The organism is Shewanella sp. SG44-6 (assembly GCF_014164185.1).
Taxonomy (GTDB): domain Bacteria; phylum Pseudomonadota; class Gammaproteobacteria; order Enterobacterales; family Shewanellaceae; genus Shewanella; species Shewanella vesiculosa.
In genome coordinates, this window is sequence record NZ_JACJER010000262.1 from 1 (window position 1) to 1,754 (window position 1,754).

The following is a 1,754-nucleotide window of genomic DNA, read 5'->3' on the forward strand; positions in this document are numbered from 1 at the left end:
GTGTAAGCCAAACAGATAATAGCCCAGCATTACAAGCTAGCCTAGATTACGCGGCCGATGATGGTTGGTATGTCGGTGCTTGGGCATCTAACGTAGACTTTGGTGGCGGAGATGATACTTGGCTAGAGCTTGATTTTTATGCTGGTAAATATTTTGAATTAACCGATCGAGTATCGCTCGATGCGGGTATTGCTTACTACACATATCACGGCGATGATGCCTCTGATGAGTATTACTATCCAGAGGTATACACTAAGTTTGGTTATGCTTCATCGCTTGGTCAAAGTGAATTAAACTTCTGGTACTCATGGGATTATTTTGGTGTTGATGCAGGTCATTACATCATGATGGCAGCCCATACCTTCACTGTTGCAGAAGGTCATGACATTCGCGTCAGCTTCGATCGTTCAACGTCGCAAGACGAAAATAAATGGGCATGGGGAGACAGTGATTCTTACAACCATTATCGTGCAGAATACATGACAAGCTGGGAAGGTTTTGATTTCAACCTTGCTGTAGAAGATACCAGCCTAGATAGCGATATCAGTGATACTCGTGCTGTGGTATCTGTGGCGCGTACTTTTAGCTTATAATTTGCCATAATTGAAAAAATAACCAAGCAGAATAATGTCTATAGCATTATTCTGCTTTTTTTTGATATTGGACATGAGTCATATGCTGAATTCTGTTATGGTGCGTGGTGAATTATGAGGGGATTATGGAAAAATACGAACAACTACTAATTTCATTACGGCGAGTGATCAGAGCTATTGATATTCACTCGCGTCAATTAAATAAACTATCCGGTCTGACTGGACCACAATTAATGGTTATGCAGAAAGTGGATCAACTTGAAGCACCATTAGCAAAAAAAATCGCGCAAGAGATTAATTTAAGTGCAGCGACAGTGACGACCATAATTGATCGACTCGAAAATCGTGGCATGGTGATTAGAACGCGCAGTGAAACTGACAAGCGCAAAGTACACTTGTCATTGAGTGATGCTGGTAAAACATTATTAAACAGTGCACCTAAACCGCTACAAGAGCATTTTATTATGCGTTATCAAAATCTTGAAGAATGGGAACAAAGCCAATTATTGTCGGCCGTTGAGCGCATCGCCACCATGATGGATGCAAATGATATTGATGCGGCGCCTGTATTGTACGTCGGCCAAATTCAAGTAGACGATCCTGCTCAATAAGTTCCCTTTACAGCCTGTAGCGCAAGAATAATCTTGCGTTATAAGCTTGCTGGCTAGCCTTTAATCTATTAGCCCTCCAGATAATGTTATTGCTTAGCAATCATTGCGATGCCTTGCAGTGCAACCCGATTAAAATATCAACCTCATACCAAATTCACACCAAGCTCATACTGGCCTTTAACTCATGCAAGGCACATTGTGGCTATATCTAAAATCAGCTCACAATTTCAAGAGCAATACGCGATGTATCAACAAATTAACCTTGCGCCTGTATGCCTGATGTTCAACCAGAGCGCGAAGGATTTTATCTTTTCAGCTTTTTATCTATCTACTTATCACTGAATGTGTAAGCTAAATTACAGACGTAAAAAAGCCCCAACTAATGTTGAGGCTTTTTACACCACTCTCTATTGCTAGAGATTATAATGGTACCCGAGGCCGGACTTGAACCGGCACGCTTATTCAGCGAGGGATTTTAAATCCCTTGTGTCTACCGATTCCACCACTCGGGCAAAGTGTTGTTTTAACCGCTACTAAAAGTAACCATTAA

General features: G+C 41.3%; 2 protein-coding genes and 1 tRNA gene. 2 read left to right on the top strand and 1 reads right to left on the bottom strand.

Annotated features, from left to right (window positions below; genetic code table 11):
- A partial coding sequence (locus H5185_RS21970) for a TorF family putative porin (protein ID WP_182743269.1) occupies nt 1-593 on the top strand: 593 nt, incomplete at its 5' end.
- A gap of 125 nt (nt 594-718) precedes the next feature.
- Nucleotides 719-1,204: a MarR family winged helix-turn-helix transcriptional regulator gene (locus H5185_RS21975; protein WP_124014928.1), complete on the top strand. Its 486-nt coding sequence runs from the start codon at nt 719-721 to the stop codon at nt 1,202-1,204.
- A 426-nt stretch (nt 1,205-1,630) separates the two neighbouring features.
- Here the strand turns inward: H5185_RS21975 and H5185_RS21980 are convergent.
- Nucleotides 1,631-1,716 (bottom strand) — tRNA-Leu (locus H5185_RS21980).
- Nucleotides 1,717-1,754 lie beyond the last annotated feature (38 nt).

What these genes read in the sequence shown, in the direction of transcription:
- H5185_RS21975 (WP_124014928.1), top strand. Translation starts at nt 719, where the DNA reads ATGGAAAAATACGAACAACTACTAATTTCATTACGGCGAGTGATCAGA.